General features: G+C 48.1%; 23 protein-coding genes and 1 pseudogene. 13 read left to right on the plus strand and 11 right to left on the minus strand.

The genetic code is table 11. From position 1 onward, the window contains the following. Positions 1-8: 8 nt before the first annotated feature. The 7 genes from VIC_RS12560 to VIC_RS12590 form a co-directional block, all read right to left on the minus strand. Positions 9-938, minus strand: coding sequence for an ABC transporter permease subunit (locus VIC_RS12560; RefSeq protein WP_006960247.1), 930 nt, complete (start codon positions 936-938; stop codon positions 9-11). 10 nt (positions 939-948) lie between these two features. Then, on the minus strand, positions 949-1,869 hold the full coding sequence (gene oppB / locus VIC_RS12565) for an oligopeptide ABC transporter permease OppB (protein ID WP_006960248.1): 921 nt from the start codon (positions 1,867-1,869) through the stop codon (positions 949-951). A 71-nt stretch (positions 1,870-1,940) separates the two neighbouring features. Then, positions 1,941-3,551, minus strand: a complete 1,611-nt coding sequence (locus tag VIC_RS12570) for a peptide ABC transporter substrate-binding protein (protein ID WP_006960249.1) — start codon at positions 3,549-3,551, stop codon at positions 1,941-1,943. Between the two features lie 296 nt (positions 3,552-3,847). Further along, complete coding sequence (locus tag VIC_RS12575) at positions 3,848-4,612, minus strand: hypothetical protein (protein ID WP_039951890.1); 765 nt, start codon at positions 4,610-4,612, stop codon at positions 3,848-3,850. 5 nt (positions 4,613-4,617) lie between these two features. Next, on the minus strand, positions 4,618-5,292 hold the full coding sequence (locus VIC_RS12580; protein ID WP_006960251.1) for a GntR family transcriptional regulator: 675 nt from the start codon (positions 5,290-5,292) through the stop codon (positions 4,618-4,620). Positions 5,293-5,441: 149 nt separating this feature from the next. Continuing rightward, positions 5,442-6,956: an aldehyde dehydrogenase (NADP(+)) gene (locus VIC_RS12585; RefSeq protein WP_006960252.1), complete on the minus strand. Its 1,515-nt coding sequence runs from the start codon at positions 6,954-6,956 to the stop codon at positions 5,442-5,444. A 23-nt stretch (positions 6,957-6,979) separates the two neighbouring features. Then, positions 6,980-7,981, minus strand: coding sequence for a 4-hydroxyproline epimerase (locus tag VIC_RS12590; RefSeq protein WP_006960253.1), 1,002 nt, complete (start codon positions 7,979-7,981; stop codon positions 6,980-6,982). Positions 7,982-8,092: 111 nt separating this feature from the next. On the opposite strand from VIC_RS12590, the pseudogene VIC_RS12595 reads away from it, so the two are divergent. The 7 genes and pseudogenes from VIC_RS12595 (at position 8,093) to VIC_RS12630 (ending at position 15,963) form a co-directional block, all read left to right on the plus strand. Beyond that, positions 8,093-9,359 (plus strand): annotated as a pseudogene (locus tag VIC_RS12595) (NAD(P)/FAD-dependent oxidoreductase). A 148-nt stretch (positions 9,360-9,507) separates the two neighbouring features. After that, positions 9,508-10,587, plus strand: a complete 1,080-nt coding sequence (locus VIC_RS12605) for a polyamine ABC transporter substrate-binding protein (protein ID WP_006960256.1) — start codon at positions 9,508-9,510, stop codon at positions 10,585-10,587. A 45-nt stretch (positions 10,588-10,632) separates the two neighbouring features. Then, positions 10,633-11,598 carry a bifunctional Delta(1)-pyrroline-2-carboxylate/Delta(1)-piperideine-2-carboxylate reductase gene (gene lhpI, locus VIC_RS12610; RefSeq protein ID WP_006960258.1) on the plus strand — a complete coding sequence of 322 codons (966 nt, stop codon included), beginning with the start codon at positions 10,633-10,635 and terminating at the stop codon, positions 11,596-11,598. A gap of 80 nt (positions 11,599-11,678) precedes the next feature. After that, the gene (locus tag VIC_RS12615; protein WP_006960260.1) at positions 11,679-12,593 is read left to right on the plus strand and encodes a dihydrodipicolinate synthase family protein; all 915 of its coding nucleotides are present in this window, start codon (positions 11,679-11,681) and stop codon (positions 12,591-12,593) included. 120 nt (positions 12,594-12,713) lie between these two features. Then, entirely contained in the window at positions 12,714-13,835 is a 1,122-nt protein-coding gene (locus tag VIC_RS12620; protein ID WP_006960261.1) for an ABC transporter ATP-binding protein, read from the plus strand. Beyond that, a complete protein-coding gene (locus tag VIC_RS12625; protein ID WP_006960263.1) occupies positions 13,832-15,112 on the plus strand; it encodes an ABC transporter permease in 1,281 nt (426 codons plus the stop codon). Before VIC_RS12620 ends, VIC_RS12625 begins: the two co-directional genes overlap by 4 nt. 2 nt (positions 15,113-15,114) lie before the next feature. Beyond that, positions 15,115-15,963, plus strand: coding sequence for an ABC transporter permease (locus tag VIC_RS12630; RefSeq protein WP_006960265.1), 849 nt, complete (start codon positions 15,115-15,117; stop codon positions 15,961-15,963). A gap of 67 nt (positions 15,964-16,030) precedes the next feature. Here the strand turns inward: VIC_RS12630 and VIC_RS12635 are convergent, their stop codons facing one another. Continuing rightward, entirely contained in the window at positions 16,031-17,041 is a 1,011-nt protein-coding gene (locus tag VIC_RS12635; protein ID WP_006960267.1) for a GlxA family transcriptional regulator, read from the minus strand. 143 nt (positions 17,042-17,184) lie between these two features. Here VIC_RS12635 and VIC_RS12640 point away from each other — a divergent pair, with 143 nt between their 5' ends. The 3 genes from VIC_RS12640 to VIC_RS12650 all read left to right on the plus strand — a co-directional run bounded on the left by VIC_RS12640 (position 17,185) and on the right by VIC_RS12650 (position 19,218). Further along, positions 17,185-17,793 (plus strand): LysE family translocator, encoded by a 609-nt coding sequence (locus VIC_RS12640; protein ID WP_006960269.1) that lies wholly within the window; start codon positions 17,185-17,187, stop codon positions 17,791-17,793. A gap of 100 nt (positions 17,794-17,893) precedes the next feature. Then, on the plus strand, positions 17,894-18,814 hold the full coding sequence (gene dmeF, locus VIC_RS12645; RefSeq protein ID WP_006960272.1) for a CDF family Co(II)/Ni(II) efflux transporter DmeF: 921 nt from the start codon (positions 17,894-17,896) through the stop codon (positions 18,812-18,814). Next, positions 18,802-19,218, plus strand: a complete 417-nt coding sequence (locus tag VIC_RS12650; protein ID WP_006960274.1) for a MarR family winged helix-turn-helix transcriptional regulator — start codon at positions 18,802-18,804, stop codon at positions 19,216-19,218. The genes dmeF and VIC_RS12650 overlap by 13 nt, the downstream gene beginning before the upstream one ends. A 9-nt stretch (positions 19,219-19,227) precedes the next feature. Here VIC_RS12650 and VIC_RS12655 read toward each other — a convergent pair whose 3' ends face one another. After that, entirely contained in the window at positions 19,228-19,983 is a 756-nt protein-coding gene (locus VIC_RS12655) for a hypothetical protein (protein ID WP_006960275.1), read from the minus strand. 179 nt (positions 19,984-20,162) lie between these two features. On the opposite strand from VIC_RS12655, the gene VIC_RS12660 reads away from it, so the two are divergent. The 3 genes from VIC_RS12660 (at position 20,163) to VIC_RS12670 (ending at position 22,414) form a co-directional block, all read left to right on the plus strand. Then, on the plus strand, positions 20,163-20,435 hold the full coding sequence (locus VIC_RS12660; RefSeq protein WP_006960277.1) for a hypothetical protein: 273 nt from the start codon (positions 20,163-20,165) through the stop codon (positions 20,433-20,435). A 14-nt stretch (positions 20,436-20,449) separates the two neighbouring features. Beyond that, a complete protein-coding gene (locus VIC_RS12665) occupies positions 20,450-21,661 on the plus strand; it encodes a B12-binding domain-containing radical SAM protein (protein ID WP_006960279.1) in 1,212 nt (403 codons plus the stop codon). 168 nt (positions 21,662-21,829) lie between these two features. Continuing rightward, positions 21,830-22,414 (plus strand): EF-hand domain-containing protein, encoded by a 585-nt coding sequence (locus VIC_RS12670; RefSeq protein WP_006960280.1) that lies wholly within the window; start codon positions 21,830-21,832, stop codon positions 22,412-22,414. Between the two features lie 62 nt (positions 22,415-22,476). Here VIC_RS12670 and VIC_RS12675 read toward each other — a convergent pair whose 3' ends face one another. Then, entirely contained in the window at positions 22,477-23,874 is a 1,398-nt protein-coding gene (locus VIC_RS12675) for a DUF1501 domain-containing protein (RefSeq protein ID WP_039951893.1), read from the minus strand. A gap of 3 nt (positions 23,875-23,877) precedes the next feature. Next, the gene (locus VIC_RS12680; protein ID WP_006960282.1) at positions 23,878-25,650 is read right to left on the minus strand and encodes a DUF1800 family protein; all 1,773 of its coding nucleotides are present in this window, start codon (positions 25,648-25,650) and stop codon (positions 23,878-23,880) included. Between the last annotated feature and the right edge of the window lie 277 nt (positions 25,651-25,927).

Consider the following 25,927-nt stretch of genomic DNA (forward strand, 5'->3'; position numbering starts at 1 on the left):
GGGCCTCCTTAGCGATCTTTAGGGTCGAGGGCGTCTCGCAGCCCGTCACCGATGAAGTTGAAGCAAAATAGGGTGGCGACTAAGAATATGGAAGGGAACATCAGTTGCCACAAAGCCACATCAATGGTCTTAGCGCCTTCCGCAATCAGAATGCCCCAGCTTGTATCGGGCGGCTGAACGCCGAGCCCGAGAAAACTAAGGAAGGATTCAAACATAATAAAACCGGGTACCATAAGTGAGGAGTACACCATCACAATGCCGAGGACGTTAGGCAGTACATGGCGGCGAACGATAGTGAAACGGGAGACACCAATGGAATGGGCGGCTTCGATAAACTCGCGTTTCTTGATACTAAAGGTCACGCCGCGAACAACGCGGGCAATCCCGAGCCAAGACACCATGCCAATCACAACAAAAATCAGATAAATGTTGTTGCCGAACAGGGTGACAAACAAAATGACCATAAACATGAAGGGTACTGAGTCGAGTACTTCAATGATTCGCATCATCACACTATCGACCATGCCTCCGATGTATCCGGATAATGCTCCCCAAGCTGTGCCGATAATCACAGCAACCAGTGCGCCCATAAACCCGACCATGATTGAGAGACGCCCACCTTGCATAGTACGGGCAAAGATATCCTGACCAAGATCATCGGTACCAAAGTAATGACCTGAACTAAACGACGGTTTACCTAGCTCATAGGGATCGACGACGACATTCCAGTCAATCTCATCATGGCCGAATGCCGCGACCTGCGGGCCAAAAATGATGCATACGATGATAAACATCAAGACATAAACCGACGTCATGGCGGCGCGGTTTTTACGAAAACGTGTCCAGGCATCCTGCCATAGACTCCTGCCTTCAACCGCTTCAATCTGAGCACTCATTTGCTCTGTCAGTTCCGTGGCATCAATGCGTTTGGTTAACATAGCGGCGCTCCTAAATTCGAATGCGTGGGTCGATGATGGTGTAAAGGATGTCGACCACCAAATTGAAGAAGATGGTCAAAGAGGCGACGATCAGCGTTATGCCCATCACCAAACCGTAGTCGCGGTTGAGGGCACCTGAGACAAAATGCTGCCCCATGCCGCCAGTGCTGAAAAAGATGTCGATGATGACCGAACCTGTTACTACCGCGACGAAGCTGGGGCCGAGCATGGCAATGATAGGAATGAGTGAAGGGCGAAGCGCGTGATGAAACAGAATGTAGCTGGTCGACAGGCCTTTCGCCTTTGCAGTGCGGATGTATGGCTGATTGAGTGTCTCGATCATGGCACCGCGCATCACGCGCGCAATGCTGGCAACGGATCCAATCGCCAAGCTCAGCACGGGTAAGATCAAGAAAGAGAGCTCACCCCCTTCCCACCCACCGGCGGGTAGCCAACCGAGTTGAATCGAGAAAATCGTGACTAACACCGGAGCCAATACAAACGCAGGGATGACCACTCCTGTCATTGAAAGTGACATAAGTAAATAGTCAACTTTACCATTGCGGTTTAATGCGGCAATGGTGCCAAGTAACATACCTAATGGCACAGAGATACAAAACGAGATAACACCAAGGATCGCCGACACTGGCCAAGATTGAGCAACAAGCTGGGTGACGGTGAAATCCTGGTAGACAAAGCTTGGGCCGAGATCGCCTTGAAGGAAGTTGGTGATGTAAATGAAAAACTGAACCAGAAAGGGTTCGTTCAAGTGAAATTTGGCTTCGATATTTGCCCGTACCACTTCTGGCATTGGGCGTTCCATATCAAATGGGCCGCCGGGCGCGATATGCATTAACCAAAACGACACCAGTGCAATAAACAGCAATGTTGGTATGGCAATCAGGCAGCGGCGCAATATGTACAACAACATGACATTTCCTTGCGTAGAAAAAAGCCCGTAGCCTGTGCTAGGGATAAGTGACAGGTACGGGCAAACTCGGGTTAATGTGCTTTTACATAGACATTTTTGCGGTAGTAGGAGGATTCCGGATTGGTACGCTCATAACCGCCAATGTAATCCTTGATCAGGTATTGATCGTTGCCATTGCGGTACATAGGGATGATCGCCATGTCCTGAATCAGAAGCTTTTCCGCAGCAATGTATTCCTGTGACGGGTCACTGAGGCTCTTCGATTCAGCCATCAGGCGATCATATTCTGGGTTGTTGTACTTTGAGTCATTGTATTCGCCGGTCGAGACAAAGATGTCCAGCCAGGTTGAGGCTTCGTTGTAGTCAGCCGTCCAGCCACCACGGTTAATGTTGCCCGGATCTTTCAGCGCATAGAATACCTTTGGCTCAAGTTGCTTAATTTCGATTTGCGCGCCTAACACGCTTTTCCACATGCCCGCCATCGCGGTGGCCATTTTGACGTCTTTAGAAAAAGTCGGCACGGTGAAAGTGAGCTTAAGGGGATTGCTCTTGCTGTAACCCGCCTCTTTAATCAGCGCTTTAGCCTTGGCGTTACGTTGTTGCTGAGTCCAAGTCGCGAATTCCGGTGTGTGAGATTTGAAACCATCGGTTTGAGGGGGAACCAGAGTAAACATTGGAATGCCGCCATTTTTGGCGATGGCTTTTGTGATGATGTTTCGGTCGATAGCATAAGAGAGTGCCTGACGGACACGAAGGTCTTTGGTCGGGCCTTTACTAGTGTTGAGATAGTAGAACGTCGAGCCAAGTGAGGCACTGGTGTCCGCTACCTGCTCAGGATATTGTTTTAGAAGCTTGTTCTTTTGAGCCGCGGGAATCGACAGAGCTTGGTCAATTTCGCCGGCTAAGTAGCGGTTTAGTGCAACATTGGCATCTCCGATAGGTAGCCAAGTGATTTGGTCAAGTATGACGTTGTCAGCATCCCAGTATTTCTCATTCTTTGTCATCACCATTTTTTCGTTTACTTTCCACTCAGACACAGTGAAAGCGCCATTGGTGACGATGTTTTTTGGCTGAGTCCACTCGCTGGCGTATTTTTCTACCGTGGCTTGGTGAACTGGTGCAAGGACAGGGTGGCTCAGAAGTTTGATGAAGAAAGGCACTGGCTTTTCTAATGTCACTTCAAAGGTGTGATCATCAATGGCGCGCACGCCTAAGGTGTTAGCTGGTGCTTCACCTTTCATAATCTTGGCGGAGTTTTTGATGCCGGGAATCGCGGCAAACCAAGCATAAGGTGACGCGGTTTTCGGGTCGATAAGGCGCTGCCAACTATAAACAAAATCGTGTGCCGTTAATGGGTCACCATTCGACCACTGAGACTGACGCAACGTAAAGGTATAGACAGTGTTGTTGTCATTCGCTTGCCAGCTTTCAGCGATGCCGGGAATGGTTTTGCCTTGCTTATCCTGTACTGTCAGACCTTCAAACAAGTCTCGCCCTAAATTGAATGCTGGCTCTGCGGCCTGTTTTGCCGGATCAATTGAAGTGACCTCAGCTCCGTTGTTTAAAACAATCTCTTGTTTTTCAGCGAGCTGCGTTCCTGATGGGTATGGTTTGGCGAGAGCATTGCTGGCAAATAATGCCGTTGCAATAGCACTCAGTGCGATCAGTTGTTTTGCTTTCATAGCTTCCTCGTAATGTCCTTATCGGATGAAATCCCTATCATCTGAAGGGAGGGAAATCAGACACTCAAAACGACCGGATTGGCGAGTACTGCACAGAGTGAAAGGGATAGAGAAAATGTATATTGTATAAAATTTTTCAACAATCGATATTTAACATTGTTGTAACAAGGTGGCAGTTTCAGAGACTTGTGGTCTTATAAAATGAGACTGAGCGAAAAATGAACAAATGAAAGTCTGAGAATGAATCCAGAGTCACAGAAAGTTGATGAAAATGATACGTCAAACTCACTCTGGCCCTAGCGTCTGCGGAATTTTGCGGAAACCTGTTTAAGCAATTCCCCATCTATCTCTGGTAATCCGTCCGAGAAGTAGATCTGCTGGCCGGGCGTCATTCGAAACAGCACATTGGTGAACTCACCCTCTTCGTTAGCGCAATTCGCCGCGTGCATTTCACTGACTTTACGATCCACTTCCTGTTCGAGTTTGAGCTTTTGATCTTGGGTCAAACGCACTCTGGCCTGACAAACTTGAGAAAGGGTTGAGTCTTCCATCGAGATCGTTTCAAAACGGCGCTTGAATAAGGTATCGAGTGCAGTGCCTTCTTCCATGATAAATCGCCTGCCAGAGCGATACACGATCTTGTCGCCGTGCGCTTCCATATAGCCAAGGATTTCAGCAATGCTCAGGTAGAATCTCAGGCTGGTATCTGAGAGTTGATACTGATCGGCAATTTGCTGCGGTGTTTGGTTACGTGAGGTGATGAGGTAGATAAAGTCGAGAAGGTAAGGGTGTTCAACAAACAGAGCGTTTTGCTCATCAGAGAGGAACTGCTCATTGTCTCGTTGGAGCTGCACCGCCAATTGCGTCAGTTCCATCAGATCACTATTGAGGTGATTGGTGTACATCAGGATCTTGTCCAGACCCAATGAAGGATTATGCAAATGCCGCTTTATGGTCGAAAGCGGCACGCCGGTTTTGTCAGACAATTCGCTATAGCACAAACCTTCGTTTTTGATTTTCTGGCGGATGGCAGCCAGCAAAAATTCTGGTCCTATATGCATGGGTTTCAGCCCTGATTGTTTTGGCGCTCGATAAGCAAGTTGCGAATATCAGCACCAGCTTCGAGGATGTGTTTCTTCAACATGTATTTCGCTCCTTCAATATCACGGTTCTGGCACATTTCCAGCAGGGCAACATGCTCCTTGTCGGCTTTGACGATGCCTGATGTAAACAGAAGCTGCATACGAATATAGCGGTCGCACTTTGTATTCAGGTTGTAGATCACATCCATGGTTTCCGGCATTTCGGCGGGTTCATACAAGGCTTTGTGCAACTCATAGTTGTAGTTGCTCCACTCTTCCACTTCATCTCCGCGGCTGACAACATCTTCAAATCGCTGACGAATTTCATTCGCTTTAGCGAGATCTTCATCGGTCATTTTCTGGATAGCGCGTTCCAGAATAAAGCACTCTACGACGGCGCGCAGTTCAAATAGCTCATCAATCTTCTCAGGCGATAGCTCGGTAACAGTGGCACCTTTATGTGCTTCAAACGCAACCAATCCTTGCGCTTCTAACTGCATCAGAGCTTCACGCACGGGAATTCGGCTGACGTTGAACTCTTTGGCGAGGGCATCTTGACGTAGGGGTTGGCCCGTCTTTAATTCCCCTTTGAGGATCTTGGTTCGGATCGCTTCTTCGACCAACTGCGTTCGAGTTTTAAAAACAGGTTTTTGCGACATCCAAGTCTCCGCTCACATCATTCTTATTCAATATTTTATTCAATATACCATTAGCGTCCGGCATTGCGACCCTTGCAGCCGTTCACCTGTTTGTTTTTTGGGATGGGTCAAAACAAAAAGGTACCAGCTGGTACCTTTTTGAACAGTGACTACTGACCATCTATAGTCCGACGCACGTTAAGTGGGTTTGCTTGCTGTAGAGCCTGAGGCAATAACTCGTCCGGCATGGACTGATAAGCGACCGGACGCAACCAGCGTTTTATCGCTTCCGCCCCCACTGATGTGCTTGCAGGCATGGTTGAAGCTGGGTAAGGACCGCCGTGCACCATGGCATAGCTGACTTCAACTCCGGTGGGCCAGCCATTAAACACTAAGCGACCAGCGACTTCTTCAAGCTCAGTCACCAGTTTCGCTGCGAGTGCATAATCTGCTTCTTCTGCCTGAATGGTAGTCGTCAGGCTTCCGGCCAGATTCTGGCTCAACTCAAGCATGTCTTCGGCGCTTTCACATTTGACGATGATGGATTGAGGGCCAAAAATTTCTTCCTGCCATTGTGGGTTGCGTCGCCACTGTTCACTGGTGGTTTCAAATAGATACGCAGGTACACCTTGTTCAGGCTGGGATTGGGTGAGTGTCAGCCCTTGCTCGCGAGATCGCAGCTCACTTTGTTGCAGGTAACCCTGTTTGATCCCTTCTGTAAGCATGATCTGCCCAGGCTGGTTTTGAATCCCTTGGCGTACCGACGACAGGAATTGTGTGCCAGCGTTATCATCGACGATGAACACCACCGCAGGCTTAGTACAGAACTGACCGCAGCCCATATTCATCGACAGCAGATATTCTTCGGCTAAAGACTGACTATGCTGCGCCATACGTTGGGGGAGGATGAAAACAGGGTTGGAAGCGCCCAGCTCACCGTAAAAAGGAATCGGTTCTGGACGCTGCTGCGCAATATCATACAGTGCACGTCCGCCAACAATCGATCCCGTAAAACCGACCGCCTTGATTTTAGGATGAGAAACCACGGACTGGCCTAACTCATGGCTGGTTCCTTGCAGCAGAGTAAATACCGCTTGAGGCAAACTCATCTCATTCAATGCTTTGGCAATACACTCAGCGACTTTCTCACTGGTGCCAGGGTGTGCCGGGTGCCCTTTGACGATCACTGGACAACCCGCTGCCAATGCTGATGCGCTATCCCCGCCGGCCGTGGAAAAAGCTAGAGGAAAGTTAGAGGCACCGAAAACCGCAACCGGGCCAAGAGCAATGTTCTGACGGCGAATATCCGGTTTTGGTAGTGGCGAACGTTGAGGATCTGCGGTGTCGAAAATCGCTTCCTGCCACAAGCCACTTTCTACGACATTGGCGAACAACTTAAGCTGCGCAGTTGTACGGCTTAGCTCACCATTAAGTCTTGCGTGCGGCAGAGCTGATTCAAGATGAGCTCGTTCCACAATACCTTCTCTGGCTTGCTCCAATTGGTCGGCGATACTGTGTAACAGCTGAGCTCGAATCGCTGGGGAGGTTTGGCGAAATGATTTAGCCACCTCAGCCGCGGCATTGGCCGCAAAGTCGACATCAGATTGCTGATGCTCTGGAAATTGTCCTTCCAATACCTGCTCGTTTGCAGGATTGAGGGCAGAAAAAGTGCTGGTTTTATTCATGGTTGTGTCCTGTTGATCTTGGGCTATTTAAGTTCAAATCCAAATGCATATGGGTCGTTATCATCCACCCAGATGGTGTTGTGTCCGGTAACCTGCGCCCAGCCTTCAATACTGGGTAAGATGGCTGCTTTCCCATTGACTTCCGTAATGCCTTCGATGCGGCCAGTAAACAGGCTGCCAATGATGCTTTCATGAATAAAATCATCACCTTGCTTTAGTTTTCCTTTAGCGTGCCATTGTGCCATTCGGGCGCTGGTACCTGTGCCACAAGGGGAACGATCGAGTGCTTTCTCACCATAGAAGACAGCGTTGCGAGCGGTAGCTTGGGGCTGAGTTGGTGAGCCAGTCCAGAGTACGTGTGAGACACCACATACTGTTGGATCGTCAGGATGGGTGCATTCAACGGCATCGGATACGGCTTTACGTACCCGAGGGCTAAACATCAGGATTTCGTCTGAGGTGTAATGCTCCAGCCCCAGATAGTTTTCCTGAGGATCAACGATAACGTAGTAATTACCGCCATAAGAGACGTCAACGGTGATCTCGCCAAGACCTTCCACATCGACGGTGACATCTTGATGAGCAAGATAGGCAGGCACATTGAAGATCTTCACAGAAGTGATCTTTTCGCCATCGCGTTGATAGTGCACTTCTATCTGACCTGCTGGAACGTCAAGGATCAGTCGGCCTTCTTCTCGTGGAGTAATCAATTTTTGTTCTAATGCTGAGGTGACTGTACCGATCGTGCCGTGCCCACACATGGGCAGGCAGCCACTGGTTTCGATAAACAAGATCGAAGCATCAGCGTTTTCGCTACAAGGTGGCAGGACAACAGAACCAGACATCATGGCGTGACCACGCGGCTCAAACATTAAAGATTGGCGGATCCAATCATAATGTTTTAGGAAGAATTGCCTTTTCTCACTCATTGTTTCGCCCTGCAGTGGCGGTACGCCACCTGCAACCAGACGCACTGGGTTACCACAGGTGTGTGCATCAATGCAGAAGAAGGTTCCTTGTCTCATTTCTCGCTCCTTGGATACGAAATTGGTTGAACTGCTTTGGAGGGATGTTATCGTGATGTTAAGTATATTTTATACAATTTCTTTTTTGAAACGTGATAAGGAGCAAAATAAATGGTGAACAAAAATTCCTCACAAGCGCAAAAAATTGCGGTCATTGGTGGTGGTATTATTGGACTTTGTATTGCGCTCAAGCTGCAAATGAATGGCGAGAAAGTCACGATTATTGAAAAAGACAATGCGGGAGAAGGATGCTCCAAAGGCAACGCTGGCCACTTCGCAACGGAGCAAATTTTCCCATTAGCAACACCGGCACTTATCCCGCAACTTCCTAAGATGTTATTGAGCCCATCAAGCCCGGTTTCTATCCGTTTTCAAGACATCCACAAAACGCTGCCATGGATGATTCGCTTTCTGATGAAAGCGAGAAAATCAGCCACTGAACATGCGACTCAAGCATTGACTGAACTTAATCATTCGGCGATGGAAAGTTGGCAACGCTTGTTAGAAGAAATTGGGCTGAGTCATCTGATCGTGGATGAAGGCTCACTACTTGTTTTCGAAGACTCTCAGCTATTTTCGGCTTACCAATCCACTTTGAATGCCATGGATGAGCAAGGAGTGAGTTATCAGGTTTGGGATAGAAATATGGTACGAGAAAAAGTGCCTAAACTTTCTCACTCGGTGAATCACGGTGTGTTCTTTCCAAAAACCTCACATAGCTTGAGCCCTTATGATATGTGCGTTGAGCTTAAGTCTTACTTTCAAGGATTATCGGGGGAGTGGAGCAAAGGGGAGGTCGAAAACATCCAAGAAAAGGACGAGAAAATGGTCGTCACTGTTCAGGAACGTTCGCAGAGTTTTGATAAGGTCATTGTTGCCACAGGGGCAGAATCCGCTTCCTTGGTTAAGCAAATGACGGGAATAAAAGTGCCACTACAAGCGGAGCGCGGCTATCATCTAATGATGCCAGATCTGGCGAAAACTCTGCCGTTTCCGGTGAGCTCAGCAGACAGAAAATTCATCATGACGCCCATGCAGAATGGGTTGAGATTAGCGGGCACTGTCGAGTATGCTGACCTGAATTCACCAGCCAATATGCGCCGCGCAACCATGCTAAAAAATCTTGCGAAATCGGTGCTTAAACCCAGAATGTAATCTGGAAAATACAGGGTCATCTTGGATGGGAAATCGACCTTCATTACCGGATTCGTTACCTGTGATTGATAGCCTGAAAAACGGAAAAATGCTGTTTGCTTTTGGTCATCAACATCTGGGGTTGACTCAAGCGGCGGTGACTGCAGATTTAATTGTTCAACTTCATCGTGGCGAGCAACCACATATAAATTTAGCGCCATTCTGCCTAAATCGATTTGGCTAAAAAATTTTAAAATTTAATATTGTATAAAATATACTGTCGTATTATGTTAATGAAAAGTTAATGTGAATTTGGTGCCTAACAGCGGTATTCAGGCGTCTGAAAAATTCGGGTTAAACCCGATAAGACAACAACAAAGGAGCACAACATCATGTCAAGCAAGACATTTACACCACTGGCTTTATTGATAGCCACAACGCTGTTAGGTACGGCTGGTTCTGCCGTGGCGGGGGATAAGTTGACGATCGTTTCATGGGGAGGCGCGTTTACAAAGAGTCAGGTGGAGGCCTATCACAAGCCATACATTGAGAAAACTGGGGTCGAACTGGTGTCCGAAGACTTCAGTGGCGGCTTGGCGGAAATCAAAGCCCAAGTAGAAGCGGATAACGTTCGTTGGGATCTGGTGTCTTTGGATAAACCCGATATCGTTCGCGGCTGTGCGGAAGGGTTACTCGAACCCTTTGATCCAAGCATTTTGCCAGCGGGCGCAGATGGTACTCCAGCGCAAGAGGATTTTATTCCCGGTGCAATCCATGAGTGCGCAGTGAATACCATCGTCGTATCTACGGTGCTCACCATTAACGAAGATGCATTCAAAGGTAAGTCGGCGCCTACCAAGCTAGTGGATCTTTTCGATTTGCAAAAATACCCAGGTCGACGTGCGTTACAAAAAATGCCACAGGGCAATTTAGAGTGGGCACTGATTGCCGATGGTGTAAAGCCAGAAAATGTGTACCAGATGCTGGAGACACGCGAAGGCCGACACCGCGCATTTGCCAAACTTGATAGCATCAAGCCTTACGTGGTTTGGTGGACGACAGGCGCACAACCGCCTCAGATGTTGGCTGATAAAGAAGTGATCATGGCGTCAGCGTTTAATGGTCGTATCCATAGTGCGACAGAGGAAGAAGGGCAGCCGTTCAAAATCATCTGGGATCATCAACTTGGTTACATGAATGGTTGGGCGATTCCAAAAGGCAGCCCGAATACCCAACAAGCCCTAGATTTCATTAAGTTTTCTTCCGGGACTAAACCATTGGCCGATCAAGCGAAGTACGTCGCTTATGGCCCAACCCGCAAGTCATCCTCTGCGCAGATCAGCCCGGAGATATTAGCCAGTCTACCAACCGCACCAAACAACTTTAAAACGGCCTTTTTGATCGATGATGAGTGGTGGTCTGACTATGCCGATGAACTCAACGAAGAGTTCAATACTTGGCTACTTAACTAACGTGCAGGTCAGAGGCTGTGGCCTCTGACCATTTCTGGAGGATCTATGATTAATATCGACGCGCAGCAAATCGTCAATTGTCTTTCGATGCGAGGACTTATCGAATCGATGCGCCAAACTTACACTGAGCAGGCAACCATTCCGCAGCGTCGAGTGATGCCGCTTGAAGACGGTAGTTATGACGCTTTTGCTCTGCTTCCTGCATGGAACGAGTCGCTGATCACCGTTAAAGCGTTCACGTATTTCCCTAACAATGCTGAGCAAGGCAAAGACACTCTGGCGTCGAAAATTCTCGCCTTTGATCGCACTAACGGTGAGCCGCTTGCGCTACTCGATGGCAAAGTGTTGACCTTCTGGCGCACAGCGGCGGCATCAGCGCTCGCGGCGGATTATCTGGCCAGACAGGATGCAAGCAGGCTGCTGATTTGCGGCACTGGAAATCTCGCCCCATACATGGCGTGGGCATACGCAGCGGTACGGCCTTTGAGCAAGGTATTGGTTTGGGGGCGCGATGAAGCAAAAGCTCGTCAAACGATGGATGAGATCTTATCCGCTAGTGAATATCAGGCGCTGCCTGAATCAAAACGTTTTAGTGTTGAAGTGGTTGACTCCGTTGATCAAGCGCTGAGTGAAGTGGACATGGTGACGTGTGTAACAGGCGCTAGTCAGCCTCTGTTTAATGGAAGCAATGTCCGAGCTGGCACACACATCGATCTGATTGGCAACCACGACAAAGACAAACGAGAGTGTGATACGCAAATCGTCACTCGCTCCACAGTGTTTGTCGACAGCAGAATCAACGTACTAGCGGAAGCCGGCGACCTATTGATCCCTATTGAAGAAGGTGTCTTCAGTGAGCAACAGATAAGTGCGGAACTGCCTGAACTGTGCAGTGGGCGCCATGTTGGCCGCGAAGACTCACAGCAAATCACACTCTATAAATCCGTGGGCAGTGCGCTGGCGGATTTGGCTGCTGTGAAGTTTGTTTTAACGCAGAAACAGGTTTTTTAACTCTGAGTGGCATGACTACTCATCACGTGGTTTCGGCCGCTATTTTAAATTGCATACAATATACAAGTGGAAGGTTATTGATGAACGTAGATTGGAAAGGTGTATACCCGGCAGTAAGTACTCAGTTTCGCAAAGATCAGAGCATTGATTTAGATGCGACACAAACGGTGATCGACAATCAGATTAATGATGGTGTCAATGGCATTATCTGCCTTGGAACCGTGGGTGAGAACTGTGCGCTGTACCCAGATGAAAAACGTCAGGTGCTTGCAGCAGCACACGAAGTGGTTGCAGGTCGAGTGTCCCTGATTGCGGGCACTGCGGAGTCGATTACATCGGCATCAATTGATTACATGCAGGATGCACAAAAGATAGGAATCGACGGTTGTATGGTGATGCCTGCCATGGTGTACCGTACTTCAGACAGTGAAACGGTCGATTACTATTCCACTTTAGCGCAAGCGACTCCGGAAATGCCCATCATGATCTACAACAACCCGGTCTCTTATGGCGTTGACGTTAACCTAGATTTGATGGAGAAACTTGCAGAGTACGACAGCATTGTTGCGGTAAAAGAGTCAACGACAGACACCCGCCGCATTACCGAGCTCTACAATCGATTTGATGACCGATTCACAGTGTTCAGTGGTGTAGATGACATTGCACTAGAGTCGTTGATGCTGGGCGCTACCGGTTGGATCTCTGGTCTAACAAACGCATTCCCAGAAGAGTCAGTAGCGATCTATAAGTTAGCCAGCCAAGGGCGTTACGCGGAAGCGTTGGAAATCTACCGTTGGTTCCTGCCGTTGTTGCGTCTGGATACGATTCCGACTCTGGTTCAGTGCATTAAATTGGCTGAACAGGTTTGCGGCCGCGGATCCGAGCAGGTTCGAGCACCTCGACAGAATCTAAAAGGAGAAGAGCGCGCCAAAGTGATCGCTATGGTTGAGCATGCCATTGCTACGCGCCCGGACCTGACTAAATACCAACTCTAACTCTAAATTGGGCGGTATAAACCGCCCTTTTAATCCAGTTACGTAAGCGGCTTATGAAGATGTTAAACCCTTTACTTAGCTGGATTGCTTTCGCGTTTACAGCAACCAAAGGGATAAATCATGACTGCGCAAAAGGAATACGTCAGTTTTCAGCATGTCCAGAAAACCTATGATGGCGAGAATCTGGTGGTTAAAGACTTCAACCTGTCGATAAAACCCGGTGAGTTTGTCACCATGCTTGGTCCATCAGGCTCAGGCAAAACAACTTGTTTGATGATGTTAGCTGGGTTTGAAACCGCGACACGTGGTGAAATCTATATTGATGGCACACCCGTGAACAACCTTGCGCCGCACAAGCGGGACATTGGCATGGTGTTTCAGAATTACGCTTTGTTTCCCCATATGACCATCGCAGAGAATCTCGCTTTTCCGCTCAAGGTTCGCCATATGAGTGAAGAAGAGATTGAGCAAAAAGTGGCTACCGCTTTACAAATGGTGGAACTGGAACACGTTGCGACCCGCTATCCCAAGCAACTGTCTGGTGGTCAGCAGCAGCGTGTGGCCTTAGCGCGAGCATTGGTGTTTGAACCTAAGTTGGTGCTGATGGATGAGCCTCTGGGGGCATTGGACAAACAGCTTCGGGAGCAAATGCAGTTAGAGATCAAACGCTTGCATGAGAAACTTGGCATTACTGTGCTGTATGTAACTCATGATCAGGATGAGGCGCTGACGATGTCGGATAGGATAGCCGTATTCAATCAGGGTGCTGTCCAGCAGTTAGCATCACCATCTGAGCTTTATGAAGCTCCCAGCAATGCGTTCGTGGCTCAGTTTATTGGTGAGAATAATCAGATAACAGGGCAAGTGATATCGCTTCAAGGGGATATTTGCCAAGTGGAGGTCGGGGACCACCGGATACACGCAAAAGCGGTGAAAGTATCGACAGTGTATCAGCAAACAACCTTGTCGATTCGTCCTGAAAAGATCATGGTCGAACCCAAACAAACAGAATGCGACAACCATGTCTCAGGCCTGCTGCGCGAGCTGATTTATCATGGCGATCATTACCGATTAGTCATCGATGTGGATGAGATGGGTGAGCTGATTGTAAAGGTGCCTAACGATAGCCGTCATGCCCGCAGTTTTACCCCCGGACAAACTTGCCAGCTGGGTTGGCACAGTCACGATTGCCATGCGCTTGATGGTCAAGAGCCGCTGAGAGTGGAAGGAGAAGCCGCATGAGTCGCGAACTGACAGGTTTGGGCTCGGTACTCGCATTGCAGAGAAAGCTCTCGCGCTCAAACAATGATCTTAGATCCCAGCTAAAACGCGCTGAACGCCATAAACAGATCCGCTCCCTTTTACTCATTCTTCCTTTGGTCTGTTTTATCTGCGTGACGTTTGCTTTTCCTATCGTCGAAATGTTGTATCGCAGCGTCGATAATCACGCCATCCCGAAAGCCTTTCCTCAAACCGTGGAGGCGATGGAGAGTTGGGATTATCAGCAGTTGCCTCCTCTTGAAATTCAGCAAACCTTTTTGAGCGAGCTGTTGGTGCGATATCAGGATAAATCATTGCCCAAACTGGCGAATCGGATGAACATCGAAGTGTCTGGGATGCGTAGCCTGCTGATGAAATCCGGCCGTAAGCTGAGCAAGATGGAAAGCCTTCCTCAATCAGCTCAAGAAGTGGCCAAACTGGATAGACGCTGGGCAAAACCGCAATACTGGGCGGTGATAAAGAACCTTAGCCAGCCTTACACCCTAAGCTATTATCTGGCGGCGCTGGACCTGCGTTTTGATGAGCAAGGTCAGGTCGTTCAGCAACCAGAGACTCGACAGGTTTACGTCGATCTGTTTACCAAAACCTTCGGCATGTCACTGGCGATCACCATTATCTGTTTGGTTATGGCGTATCCGGTGGCTTACCTGCTGGCGAATCTCCCTGACAAGCAGGCCAATTTGCTGTTGATTGTGGTGCTATTGCCTTTCTGGACCTCACTATTGGTGAGGACGACGTCGTGGATTGTGTTACTGCAAAATCAAGGTGTGATTAACGATCTCTTGTTATGGTCGGGCATTGCAACTGAACGCCTTGCCATGATCCACAATACCTTTGGCACTATTGTGGCAATGGTGCACATTCTGCTTCCGTTTATGATTTTGCCACTGTATAGCGTGATGAAAGGCATCAGCCCGAGCTACTTTCGCGCCGCGCGATCTCTGGGAGCGACGCCCGCTAAAGCCTTTGTCAAAGTGTATATGCCACTGACGATGCCCGGCGTTGGGGCTGGCGCGTTACTGACATTTATTCTGTCGATTGGCTTCTACATTACTCCTGCTCTGGTCGGCGGACGCAGTGGGCAGATGATTTCCAATATGATTGCTTACCATATGCAAACCTCGTTGAACTGGGGCATGGCGGCGGCGTTGGGAGGCTTGCTGCTTGCTGTGGTTCTAGCACTGTTCTATCTGTTTAACCGTGTGGTTGGCATCAATAACATTAAGGTTGGAGGTTGATCATGGCGTTACCTGTATATTGCAGCAAAACCGAGCGCATCGGCTATTGGGGTCACTTGCTGTTTTGCACACTCGTCTTCTTGTTCTTGATTGCGCCTATTTTGATCATTGTGCCGTTATCGTTTAACGCGACGCCTTACTTCACTTTTACGGAAGGCATGCTCAATCTCGATCCAGACGCGTATTCGGTTCGTTGGTATGCGGATATGTTCACCAATAGCCAGTGGCTGTCGGCGCTGAAGAACAGTACCTTGATAGCCGTTTGCGCCACTTTGGTCGCGACCGTGCTCGGTACTTTGGCTGCGATGGGACTGGCAGCTAACAATGTTCCGTTTCGCAATACCATCATGGCATTTTTGATTTCGCCGATGATTGTCCCAGTGATTATTTCCGCTGCCGCAATGTACTTCTTTTACACTCGGCTCGACTTATCTCAAACCTTTATCGGAATCGTCCTTGCTCACGCGGCACTTGGGACACCTTTCGTGGTGATTACCGTGACCGCCACACTTAGTGGGTTTGATCATTCACTGGTGAGAGCCGCTTACAGCTTGGGCGCGAGTCCGGTTTATACCTTTCGCCATGTCACGTTCCCTCTGATTCGCCCAGGAATGATTTCCGGCGGCCTGTTTGCGTTTGGAACCTCGTTTGATGAAGTGGTGGTGGCGCTGTTTATCACTGGTGTTGAACAAAGAACCGTTCCTCGTCAGATGTGGTCAGGTATCCGAGAACAAATTAGCCCAACCATTCTGGCCGTTGCCAGCTTGCTTATTTTGATGTCCGTTATGCTGTTGCTGACATTGGAAATGTTACGCAGGCGCAATGCCCGAATTCGCGGAATTACCGAATAATACGATTCCATACTTTGCAGGATTCTTATGAGGTCAGTGACGAGTTTTAACGGTGAACTTTGCGCCTCTAACTTTCCCTGTACGCCCTGATTTGTCCCAGGGCGTTATTTTGTCTACCTGAGCGGATGTGACTCGGTGAGTCGCCGAAGCGTTTTGTTATCAGTTTGCTCAGATAACTGGTATCGCAGATCGCGACTTCATCGGCGATTGTGGTCAGTGGTGTGCTGGAGTTGAGCAGTCGCCAGTAGACATACTGAAGCTTCATTTCAAGCCAGTACTGATGCGCGCTCTGCTGAGTTTGGGCCTCAAATAGGCGATCCAACTGGCGTCGACTCAGGCCTACGGAATCGGCTATCTGTTCAATGGTCTGCTTCCTATCCAGTTGCTGGCGCATGGTTCGGATAGCTCGGTTAAGAATGGGGTGATGATATTGCTCATCTTTGTCTGAACGGAGCTGGTGGAATGGTTCTCGGCTCTCATCAATCAGCATGTCTGCTAGGCCTTTCAGCGCACGAGATTTGTCAAAGTGAAGCGAGAGGATCTCTGCCGCCAGATCGACACTGGCACTGCCACCGCTACAGGTAATTCGCTTGCGATCAAAACTGAATAATCGGTCTGAATGCACCTGTATCTTAGGGTACAGGTCACGAAACTCTTGCTCGTGGCGCCAGTGGATCGTTGCTTCGTACCCTTCAAGTAAGCCAAGCTCGGCAAGGGTAAAGGTTGCGTTATCAATCGCAACCAACGGCATGTTGTGAGCGGCGGCTTTTCGCAACCAACTCGCATACAGGGAGGCACACTGATGAGCTTGTCTGGCGGTGCGTGAGCCAAACAAAACTAAATAATCAAAATGTTGAAGCTCTATGTCATCGATCAGGTGATCGATTTCGATATGAATGCCACAGCTGGCAAGCTGACGATGCTCATGGCCTACCACTGTCCACGAACACAGTTTCTGTTCACTCAGATCGGCTTCGTCTGCGGTAAAGCGCAGTTTGTCGATAAACCCTCCTAATGCCAGCAGGGAAAAGCTTTCGCAGGGCAAGATTAAAAATCGAACTTTCGGAGTGGTGATCATGAGTGTATTCCGCTAAGCAATCTTCCTACCACTATAAACGACCACGTAATATTTTCACGTATTACGTCCAAATTTTACCAAGTCACAATACAAGATTGACGCTATCGTCAGGCTATCAAGTGAACAATGAATGGGAGAATGTAATGCAATTTGAGATGTGGCTTGTCTATCTGGTAGCAGTGATTGGGGTGAGCTTAGCCCCCGGCCCGAATGGCATTCTCGCCCTGACTCACGGGGTAAATTACGGTCGCCGCGCTGCTAAGTACACAGTGCTTGGCGGTATTACCGGATTTTTCGGGCTGATATTGATTGCCAGCATTGGTGTCGGCGCTTTAGCCATACTCTCTCCCGCTGTCATTAATGGTTTGAAGGTTGCAGGTGCGCTGTATTTGATTTGGTTGGGCATTGGGCTGGTGAAAACACGCACGCTGACGAAAAGTGAAGGTGAAGAGAATGATGTTCAAGCGAGTAAAGGCCTGTTTCGACGCGGTTTCTTTACAGCCGTAGCCAACCCTAAAGTTCTGTTGTTCTACGTTGCGTTTTTGCCCCAGTTCATTGACCCAGCACAGCCATTGGCGCCACAAATCCTTGTTTTAGCGGTCACTTTTGCCGTGGTGGAATTTGCGGTTGAGTATGGCTATGTACTGCTCGCGCACCATATGCAGAGCTTTCTTCATAATCATGGTGGCACGTTCAATCGCATCAGTGGCGGTGTTTTTGTTTTATTTGGCTGTACGTTACCGTTCATATAAGTGAGAGAGTGGTCTGGCGCACTTTTTAAGGTTGACTTTGTTTGACAGTCAAACTAAATTAACTTTCAAATAATTTGATAATCAAACTAAAGGTTCAGTTTTGAAATTTGCCACCGAACATCATCACGATTTTTCTTCACATAATCAGGAAGGCGAGAAGAGAACGTTTTACGTGCTACTGCTGACATTGGCGACTATGGTGGCTGAAATTGTTGCAGGTACGGTTTACGGCTCGATGGCATTGCTGGCTGACGGCTGGCATATGGGAACTCACGCTGCGGCATTTTGTATCACTCTGTTTGCCTATCGTTATGCGAAGAAAAATGCCGGCAACGATCGATTCTCGTTCGGTACAGGTAAAGTCAGCGTGCTTGGCGGATATACCAGCGCCATTGCCCTTGGTATTGTCGCATTGCTCATGGTGGTAGAGTCTGTACACCGACTGTTTAACCCGCAAGCGATTCAGTTTAACGAAGCCATTATGGTTGCGGTGATAGGGTTGATTGTGAATGTGGTCAGTATGCTATTGCTTCATGGACATCATCATGATCACGGTCATCACCACCATCATCACGGTGAGCATGAACATCATCATGATCACAATTTAAGAGCCGCTTACATGCATGTGTTGGCGGATGCCCTCACTTCCGTATTGGCCATTGTTGCGCTGTTTATGGGTAAATTCTACGGTTGGAACTGGCTCGATGCGATCATGGGTATTGTTGGTGCCATCGTCATTGGTAAATGGACGCTTGGTTTGATTCACCAGACCAGCCCTGTGTTACTTGATGAAAGCGTTGAGCCGGATTACCGAGAAAAAATTGAGTCTGAGCTGGCGGGCCTCGCTTTGGTAAAAGACTTCCATATGTGGAAAATCAGCAGTGATCATTATTCGGCGGCGATTGCGATTGAGTCCTTGGAGGACAAATCCTTATCAGACTATAAACAATTGCTAGCGAAGTTTGATAAGATTCATCACCTGACCCTTGAAGTTCATCCAGCGAAACTATGCGCAACCTAGAGTTACTTAACCAAACACTGACCGAGTTCTACGACAAAATGTCCTCATGGGAGCAGTCTGTCGTCAAAGAAACGGGTTACTCACTGGCACAAATTCATACTATTGAAGTGCTGGGGAGTTTTGGTGCACTGCGGATGAAAGAGTTGGCGCAAAAGCTGGGGATTACCACGGGCACCTTGACGGTACAGATTGAAAAACTGGTAAAAGCCAACCTGATTGAGCGTTGTGATCACCCTGAAGATCGCCGCGCGATTGTCGTCAAATTGACGGAAGCTGGCGATGAAATTTATCAGCATCACAACCAGCTCCACCTAGCGTTAGTCAAGGATCTGACCAGACATATCAGCGATGAACAGTCTGAGGTGCTTTTAGAATGTCTGAGCAAAATGAATCAGGAATTCTAGTTCCCGTTTCTATTTTTCAATCAGTTTCTTCACACTGGCGCGATAGGCCTCGCTGGCCCCGGCCTTTATGGGCTCTCCGTGTGAAGGAAGAAGCGCTTCAAACGACCAATCGAAAAATTCATTGAGTTCCGTTAAGTCCGGTTTTACCGCTTGCATCCAGCCCGGCCCAATTCCCGCATGGGCAAAGAACCCCATTTTCTTCATCATAAACTTGGCGGTAAAGTTGAAGAATGCATCCGGTTCCGCCCAGTTTTGCAGGCTGTCGCCTGAGATAGCAATACCTTGCTCTTTATCTATCCACAACAAGCCTTCGTTGAGTCTTCCTGAACTGATTTCGAAATAGCGTAGCCCTTTTAGCGGAGGCAGATGATCCGCAGAGAGAATTTCGTCAGGAGTGAAGTAACGACTGTCAGCTTGGTTCGGATTAACGCCATGAAAGTAGGGCGCATCCACCGACCACATAGTGGCACCGTAACGCTGTTGGTAAAAAGGGTCATCCATTCCGTGAAATGCCGCCAGTCTGACAACGTGCTTAACCTCGCCTAAGGTTTCCAGCTCTTTCAGTGTCTGTTCATCCAGTCGGACAGAGTTCACCAGTGTCAGTTCATCATTGTCACGAATGATGGTCATATTGCGGCTGAACTGCATCGTAAGCGGGCCGAACTTAGGGTGAGGTGCTTTGAGTTTTACGCACCCTTGTATCCAATAGAGGTCATCTCGAAACTTGGTGAGTGAGCCATGTTTTAGCGCTGGAGGAAGTGTCATCTCAAATCCCTGTATTTAAAGCTAGGTTATCAGACTATATCGCTCGGCTGACCTATGCGAGAGCAGCCAAATGATTCGTGAAGCGGTTCTCATCTGGTAACCAAAAGTTAACCCTTAGCTTAGTAAGCTACTCGTACTGAAGCAGAACACCGCTGAATGTGTGACTTGTGAGAGGCTTTATGCAGCGTTTTATTCCCGAGCGATGGAAAACCATTTTGGCTTTACTGATGGCGGTGATCGCCCTCAAGTACAACCTGTTTTTCGTCTGGGGAATGTTCTGTGTGTTTTGGAGTTGGGAGAATTTCCGCTCCAAAGAAGCTTACTTTGTTGAACGGGTCGAGCTGAAGAAAAATCCCATGTTGTTCTGGATTATCGTTTTAAGCTGGCTGGCAATGGGCGCGTTGTATTTCTTCATGGATAAGAACATTTTTGATTTCTTTTACCGTCTGTGAGTTGAGGGGGAACGATGAACATTTATCTGGTTAAAGCATCTGCTGGTAGCGATTACTCCAAATACAAAGCCGAAACGGGTGGGCCGCCGCAGAACATCTTTGCCGCCGCCGCGGCCACACCGAAATGGTATGGGATTGGTATGGTGGACGAAACCATTGGAATGAAAGCGGATCCTTCTCCCGATGCGGATTTGGTAGTGATTTTTATGTCGACCCCAGACGCGTATCGAGCTTATGAGCTGTCTTCGCATTATCGTCAGCAAGGTAAGTGGGTGGTTTTGGGTGGCTTGCATACCAAGTTCAATCCCGAAGAAGCCGCTGAATATGCAGACAGCCTAATTTTTGGTGAAGTGGAAAACTACTGGGTTCAGCTGCTCAATGATGCAGAGCTCGGGCAACTTAAGGCTCAGTATCAAAGCAACGAACCTGTTGATTTAAGCTGTTTGAACCCGTATCCGACCGACATAATTCCACCATCGGTTTACGACTATACGTGGTCGGTGGTTGTTACGCGGGGTTGCCCTTTTAAGTGCAATTTCTGTTTGGTTCCTCGATTCTTTAACAAGTTTGAACAAAGGCCCATTGCCCACATTGTGGAAGAAGTGAAGCAGCTAAAAACGCTGGGTGTTGAGTGGGTGGAACTGCATTCAGACAATCTGACTCATGATAGACAGTATGCCATGGATCTGTTTGCTGCGTTAGAGCCACTCAAAATGAATTTTTACGGTGAGACAACGGTGCTCATTGCACGTGATGAAGCGCTCTTAGCGGCTGCGAGCCGAGCTGGTTTTAAAGCGGTATTACTCGGGATTGAAACCCCGTCTGAAGCCGCTTTGAAAGCGCAAAAGAAAGGCTTCGTGAAACCAGTAAAAATGAAGGAGTACATCGCTAAAATCCGTCGTCATGGCATTGAAGTGTGGGGCGATTTTCTGTTTGGCTTCGATGAGCATGATTCGACGATTTTTAAGCAGACTCAAGCGTTTGTGAAGGACATTAAAGTCGATAAAGTGATTCCACATTACATGATTCCCTTTCCGGGAACCGAGACCTTCAGAAAGCTGGACGAAGAAGGACGTATTTTGACCAAAGACTGGTCCAAATATGACGGAAGCCATCCCGTCTATCGACCTAAGAACATGACCGAAAGCGAATTGGAACAAGGTATCTACTGGATCTGGAATAAGAATACGAGCTTCATCGACAAAATGAAGTACTGGCTGAATTAATTTCTCTTTGTTTAACTGCCAAACTTAGGTGCCCGTCTGTCACTCAGACGGGTTTTTTTTGGTTTCTTCTTTCTATTCTCTACTCAAATACTCATCTCTAAGTGTTAACCATTCGTTTACGTTCCGCTTTCTATACTGGCTCGGTATTCACGATTGAAAGGAACTGATATGCACTTACTTAAAGCCGTTTACTTACCTTTACCACTGCTGAGTTTTAACCTTATCGCTGCGCCTGCCGTTGATGAAATGTTCGATTACTTTGATACCGATAAAAACGGATCTCTGAACATTCAAGAATTTAAAAATGGTGGTGTGGATGCGGAAGGGGAACATTGGAATCAAGGGCTCTCCAAAGTGTGTTCTGAGAAAACGTTACAGGTCGCCGAGCCTGAGTTGGTCAAAACATTTAAACAACTGGATAAAGATGGTAACAGTCAGGTTTCTAAATCAGAATTCACTAAGCAAGGTACAGTGATTTACAACGCCTACTGGCAAGCGTCGTTTGATAAAGCGGACACCAATAGCGACAAATTTCTGGTCAAGGACGAATATCTGAAACAGGCCAATGCGTATGTTGAGAAGTTGAAGACGCAATACGCTAATGCCAACATTCCGGTTGAGTGTAAAGCGGAATGTTGGCAGGAGTACTACCAAAATCTCAATCAATACGCTGCGTATGCCTTCGATTATCTGGATAACAATGCGGACAAAAAGTTGAGCTACCAAGAGTACATTGGTGAGCATCTCAGATAACGCTGTGATGCATGACAAAAACAAAAAACCACCATATTTGGTGGTTTTTTGTATCTTGATTGCTACTTCAGTAATCCGGACAGTTTATCTTTCTCACCTTTAATCCGGAAGTTTTTGAGGTTAGGCAGTAAGCGATGAAGCTGCTCTTCACTGGCGCCAAACCAACGGGCGAGCTCAGCGTAGAGCTCATCAATGGCTGTGGTGGGTATCAGCACGCCATCCCCAACATCCAGCGGGTTTTTGTCTCCCAATGTTAGAGAAGGGTAGTCGCCGTAAACTTTACCGCCATTAACCGCGTTGCCCATCACTATCGTATTGCCACCCCAACCGTGGTCGGTGCCGTTACCGTTGGAGGTCAGTGTGCGGCCAAAGTCGGAGCCGGTAAACGTCACGACTTGTTCGGCAATTCCCAATTCATCAAGGCTGCGTTGAAACTCCCCAAGAGCCTTACTTAGAATGGCGAGCATGCTAGCGTGGTTGTTCAGTAGTTCATCATGGTGGTCCCAGCCAATATAGCGCAGAAAGAAAGTCTGTTGCTGGTGGCCGAGGTTATCTGCCGCCTTAATCGACTGAGCCACTTTGCGTAGCTCTTTAGACAACGGCGAATCAGAGAAGGTCGTTTTAACCCTGATCCCCTCAACAGCTCTACGGTAGATTTCATGCTGAGCTTGGGATTCTCGTGTGATGGCCAGATAACTTTGTTTAAAAGGATCGTTGGGGTAGCTTTGATTGAGGCTGCTCTCAAAGTTATCCAGCAGCAATCTGTTAAGCTCGGTTGGGCTCTCATTAATGATCAACCCAACGCTGCCAGATTCCGTGATTGAATAAGGCGCGGACTGCAAGCCGTTCTGCATGATGTTGCTGCCAGCGAGTGAGATGTTCATCGGAATCGCTTCAATCGGTTTGTTGGATTGAAGGGCGTCTGCGAAATAGCCAAACCAGCCACGGTTGATACGCTCTCCTGGTCTCGCTGTCTGCCAGTGTTTGAACTGATCAGAATGGGACATCAACCCAAGCGGCAGTGGCACATTCCCAGCGTAAAACTGAGATTTTTCAATCGGTTTGATCATAGGGCCAGTGTTAGCCACGAAGGCGAGCTTGTTGGCATCAAACAGCCGCTGCACTTCTGGCATGCTAGGGTGAAGACCAAAACGCCTCCCTTGAGCATCCTTGTAGCCACTCAGGGCAAGAAGTTCGCTCTTGTTTAACGCCAGATTGCTGCGCGATACTTGGTAGTCACGATAGTGACGTTCAGAGGTGGGAACCAACATGTTGTAAGAATCATTACCACCATCAAGCATGATGAACACCAGCGCTTTTTTTGCTGGTTTGATGTTACCAAGCGTATTTTTGACTGGTTTAGGTGCGGCATAAACCGGAGCGGTGCCAGTAAGCATCAGCCCTGCGCAGGCAGAAGCGGCGGTGGATGATTTTATAAATTGTCGTCTTGAAATACCCATGGTTTACGCCTCCTGTACCGTGAATTCAGATGAAATGGCAATGAAGAATACGATGGTTTGAACCACCCATTCTGGCTGATCTTTGTATACAGCAAACGAAGACAGAATCTGCGGCTTGATACTTAACTGGTTTTTCCCCGTCAGCAGTAGGCTGATTTCATCAATGAGGGCGCCGTGGTTTGAAGGATCTCGTGCTTTGCCAATGTACTTAGCAAAGTTGAGTTTGAGCCGATTTGCTTTGTTCGCCTGCAGAGCTTCGATGTCCAGCTCCGCGACGTTATGAATGCCCGGCTGGCGACTTATCTCGGTACTGACCGCAGGCAAATAGCCACCAAATAGCCAGTAGTACATGTAGTTGACGTAAGCGATGGACGTTGCCGAGTTATGCAGCTCAAACTCCGGCGCGACCAGTCCACTGTCTTCGATGGGGCCATGCGGTGTGTAACTCGGTTTGTAGAAGTTGAACACGGTAGGAGAGGAGAGCGGGTGCTGCTCTAATTGATCTTCAATATCATCACCAATCACCCACAATTTTTTTGACTGGTTAGAGACATTAAATGCACGTAGGAGTTGAGTGACTCGAAGAATGGGAGACTTAAGCTTCTGTGACTGAACCAGAGTGCCTTGTTCAACAGCTGCGCTGAGAAATCTCACTTTACCCACAGGGTGCTTGAGTGGGTATGTCAGGATCTCGTGAATGGCATTTTTAAGATTACCCTGTGGACCAAACGCTACGGCTACTGCTTCGACGTACTCTGCACTGGGATTGGACGTCACCAACTGGTTAATGAGCTTAGTCGCGATAAACGGTGCCGTACTCGGATAGGAGACCAGCTTTTGCGTTACCGTCCGAATTTCTTCCTGAGCAGAAGTATTCTTGCGCAGCGAGATGTGCCCATTGAGCAATGACTTTTCCTGTCTGTCATGATAGCTCTCTTCAACCTCCATCGGCTGAGTCATATTCACAAATGGGATGGTTTTGTAGCGCTTGTCGATACCGTCTTCAAAGCTGACTTGGTAACCGTTGTAATCTTTACTCCAAAAACTGTTTTCCCACTCAAACTGATAACTCGCTGCTTTGAGGCCAGTGAAGACTCGGGCGAGTTCTTTGATATCTCGATTGTCGTAGGTAGCGATTGGATGACCATGTTGGTTAGTTTTACGAGTGCCATCAGGGTTGAGTTGATAAAGGCCAATTGAAAACAGCTGCATGATTTCACGTGCGTAGTTTTCATCGGGATGGATACGCTGTGAAGGATCGGCTTTACGATTGTTGATGTGACTTAGATAAACACCCATACAAGGGTGCATAGACACGTCATAGAGTAAGTCAGCGTAGCTGCCAAAAGCGTGTTTGTAGAGCAGGTCGTAATAGCTCGCCATACCAATCGCATCGAGTTCAAGCACAGAGTTGTCGGAAATAACCAGAATTTCACTCAATGCCTGTGCGACCCGATGACGAAGCAGACTCTCGTTGTTTTCCAGCGCTTTTTGCCACCAAGCCATATGGAAATACCACTTGTATGGCAAAGCTGGGTTGTTGCCATCACCATCTATCGCTCGTTGCCCATGAGCATTGACGAGCTTGCTTCTGAAGTAGTGCCAGATCTCACGAGTGGTTGACTCATATGAGTGATTCGGAGAGGGCGTTGATTTGAACTCGTTTGCCAACCATTTTTCAATGCCTTGCTGGGAAACAGAGTCGATGAGTTTTTGATCTGCACCAAGCGTGGCTTGCATCAAAAATCTGCTGACCTGCTGTTGGGTGTGCTTCATCAGATTGTCCTTGTGTTGATAACGCAGGAGCCAACAAGGTCACGTTGGATAACGTAGCACTGTGAAACCTGACTCCATTCGTCCTTCTTGTTCAGTGTAAGACCGAATGATAAGAAGAGACGGGTTAACTTTTGGTTATCTCAAGAAGAGTAATTAGGTTGCCTATAAGAAGTTATTTGATGGGGTGAAATTATTATCTTTATGGATTCATTTATGGCGTTGATTTGTGATCTTAATTCGCTTTTTCAAAGCCTTATCAATGTCATAAGCACGAAAT

The organism is Vibrio coralliilyticus ATCC BAA-450 (assembly GCF_000176135.1).
In the GTDB taxonomy this organism is placed as follows: Bacteria; Pseudomonadota; Gammaproteobacteria; order Enterobacterales; family Vibrionaceae; genus Vibrio; species Vibrio coralliilyticus.

Excerpts from the sequence above, each read along its gene's own strand:
- VIC_RS12580 (WP_006960251.1), bottom strand. The coding sequence starts at position 5,292 with ATGTCGCAAAAACCTGTTTTTAAAACTCGAACGCAGTTGGTCGAAGAA.
- VIC_RS12585 (WP_006960252.1), bottom strand. The coding sequence starts at position 6,956 with ATGAATAAAACCAGCACTTTTTCTGCCCTCAATCCTGCAAACGAGCAG.
- oppB (WP_006960248.1), bottom strand. The coding sequence starts at position 1,869 with ATGTTGTTGTACATATTGCGCCGCTGCCTGATTGCCATACCAACATTG.
- VIC_RS12665 (WP_006960279.1), top strand. The coding sequence starts at position 20,450 with ATGAACATTTATCTGGTTAAAGCATCTGCTGGTAGCGATTACTCCAAA.
- VIC_RS12625 (WP_006960263.1), top strand. The coding sequence starts at position 13,832 with ATGAGTCGCGAACTGACAGGTTTGGGCTCGGTACTCGCATTGCAGAGA.
- VIC_RS12575 (WP_039951890.1), bottom strand. The coding sequence starts at position 4,612 with ATGCATATAGGACCAGAATTTTTGCTGGCTGCCATCCGCCAGAAAATC.
- VIC_RS12570 (WP_006960249.1), bottom strand. The coding sequence starts at position 3,551 with ATGAAAGCAAAACAACTGATCGCACTGAGTGCTATTGCAACGGCATTA.
- VIC_RS12615 (WP_006960260.1), top strand. The coding sequence starts at position 11,679 with ATGAACGTAGATTGGAAAGGTGTATACCCGGCAGTAAGTACTCAGTTT.
- VIC_RS12675 (WP_039951893.1), bottom strand. The coding sequence starts at position 23,874 with ATGGGTATTTCAAGACGACAATTTATAAAATCATCCACCGCCGCTTCT.
- VIC_RS12670 (WP_006960280.1), top strand. The coding sequence starts at position 21,830 with ATGCACTTACTTAAAGCCGTTTACTTACCTTTACCACTGCTGAGTTTT.
- VIC_RS12680 (WP_006960282.1), bottom strand. The coding sequence starts at position 25,650 with ATGAAGCACACCCAACAGCAGGTCAGCAGATTTTTGATGCAAGCCACG.
- VIC_RS12590 (WP_006960253.1), bottom strand. The coding sequence starts at position 7,981 with ATGAGACAAGGAACCTTCTTCTGCATTGATGCACACACCTGTGGTAAC.
- VIC_RS12640 (WP_006960269.1), top strand. The coding sequence starts at position 17,185 with ATGCAATTTGAGATGTGGCTTGTCTATCTGGTAGCAGTGATTGGGGTG.
- VIC_RS12630 (WP_006960265.1), top strand. The coding sequence starts at position 15,115 with ATGGCGTTACCTGTATATTGCAGCAAAACCGAGCGCATCGGCTATTGG.
- VIC_RS12620 (WP_006960261.1), top strand. The coding sequence starts at position 12,714 with ATGACTGCGCAAAAGGAATACGTCAGTTTTCAGCATGTCCAGAAAACC.
- VIC_RS12605 (WP_006960256.1), top strand. The coding sequence starts at position 9,508 with ATGTCAAGCAAGACATTTACACCACTGGCTTTATTGATAGCCACAACG.
- lhpI (WP_006960258.1), top strand. The coding sequence starts at position 10,633 with ATGATTAATATCGACGCGCAGCAAATCGTCAATTGTCTTTCGATGCGA.
- VIC_RS12650 (WP_006960274.1), top strand. The coding sequence starts at position 18,802 with ATGCGCAACCTAGAGTTACTTAACCAAACACTGACCGAGTTCTACGAC.
- VIC_RS12660 (WP_006960277.1), top strand. The coding sequence starts at position 20,163 with ATGCAGCGTTTTATTCCCGAGCGATGGAAAACCATTTTGGCTTTACTG.
- VIC_RS12560 (WP_006960247.1), bottom strand. The coding sequence starts at position 938 with ATGTTAACCAAACGCATTGATGCCACGGAACTGACAGAGCAAATGAGT.
- VIC_RS12655 (WP_006960275.1), bottom strand. The coding sequence starts at position 19,983 with ATGACACTTCCTCCAGCGCTAAAACATGGCTCACTCACCAAGTTTCGA.
- VIC_RS12635 (WP_006960267.1), bottom strand. The coding sequence starts at position 17,041 with ATGATCACCACTCCGAAAGTTCGATTTTTAATCTTGCCCTGCGAAAGC.